The following is a 1,549-nucleotide window of genomic DNA, read 5'->3' as shown; positions in this document are numbered from 1 at the left end:
GGACAAAGGCGGTCGCGTCCTCGCTCAACAGTTCGATGAGTTCTCGTCTACTGTCTGCTGTGAATCCGTGGTGACCCACGTCGTGGTGCGAGCCGAACGCATTGAACCGAACGATAGCGTACTTTTCGTCGGGTTCTAAGCCGATTTCGGAACGGATGTCCACCGATGGTTCGTACACGTCGGGGTGGAGATACGCCGTTTCTTTGAATCCATGGAACTGGAAGTGGTTTTCCGAAAGCTCCTTTCCGAACGTGTGGGGCGTCAGTATTGCCTTCGCGAAGGGTCGAGCGACGGTGTAATCGAGCCAGGTAGGTTCGGAGTCGAGGAGAAGCACGACGGACGTCCGCGAGACGGCACCGGCGTGTGCCGCGTAGCCGCCCATCCCGAAGATGAGGTCAGGCTTGAATCGATGCACTGCGCGGAAAATATTCGTGTAGTGAAATGGCAAGGACATGAATAGTGAGTACTTCGTCGTCCTGCAGGAGCCGTAGATTTCGTGCGGCAGGTCGTAGTATTCGAGGAGGTCCTTCGTACACCCGTAATCCCGACCGAGCACGAGTACGTCATGACCTAACTGCTGAAGCTCCCTAACGGCGTATTTATACAGATGCACGTGTGCCGGCGTGTTGGTGAAGAATAGGTATCGCATCTCACTGCGAGAGTTGACGCACTCGGTGCGAGTAGTTATTCAGCGGCTACTGGGCGTCTGCTGACTCGACAGGACAGCAATAGCGCCTCAGTGGACCGGGCTCGCTCGTTACAGTCGGCATAACAAAACGGCCAACGGGCTTTCGTTGCCGTGACGCGGGCAGCGTGCGAGGACGCTCCAACCCGCACTAGATGCCCAAGAACGCTACCAGATGTCCACGAATCTTATCGACCGTACTCGATACCACCACAGTGAGACGACCTGCTTCAGGGACGGCTTCATCGCAGGACGCAACGGAGGCGACACCTGATGTTTCCGTGGGAACACGCCGCCGTTGGCTACAACCTCATCTCGTTGTGGGCACGGGTGACAAACAGGAGACTCGACGGGTGGGCCGTATTGGCGGCCCTCTTCGGGACGCAGTTCCCCGACCTCGTCGACAAGCCACTCGCGTGGTCGCTACACGTCCTCCCCAGTGGAATCTCGCTTGCGCACTCGATTCTCGTCTCGGTTCCGGTTTCCGTCGTTGTCGTGCTAGTCGCACGGCGCTACAAGATGACGACGGTCGGCGTCGCATTCGCACTTGGCTACCTCTCGCACATCCCGGGAGACCTGCTGTACAGCGGGTTTTTCTTCGGGAACTACGAGGTTATTCAGGCGTTCCTGTGGCCGTTCTCGCACGGGGGCGAATCGACGGCTGGAGGGCTACTCGGACAGACGTGGTTCTACGTGAGTCGCTTTGGGGTCTACCTCTACCAGACAGGAGCGTGGGAGTTCGTGCTGCTCGAGGTTGCGCTGTTAGGAAGTGCTGTTTGGTTGTGGCTCAGTGACGGGACACCCGGCCTCGGACTTATGAAGCGCTCTATAACCGGGATTCGTCAGAGCATTACGAAGTGAGAT

Annotated in this window: 1 protein-coding gene and 1 pseudogene; one reads left to right on the top strand and one right to left on the bottom strand. The window is 57.8% G+C overall.

Annotated features, from left to right (window positions below):
• A pseudogene (locus QT222_RS01260) lies at nt 1–649 on the bottom strand (hypothetical protein); the annotation flags it as partial.
• 309 nt (nt 650–958) lie between these two features.
• Between QT222_RS01260 and QT222_RS01255 the strand changes: the two are divergent.
• Nucleotides 959–1,546: a metal-dependent hydrolase gene (locus QT222_RS01255; RefSeq protein ID WP_004060901.1), complete on the top strand. Its 588-nt coding sequence runs from the start codon at nt 959–961 to the stop codon at nt 1,544–1,546.
• Nucleotides 1,547–1,549 lie beyond the last annotated feature (3 nt).

This window comes from Haloferax sp. s1 (assembly GCF_058382125.1).
Note: the sequence above shows the minus strand (reverse complement) of the source record. Positions and strands in the feature narration are given on the sequence as shown.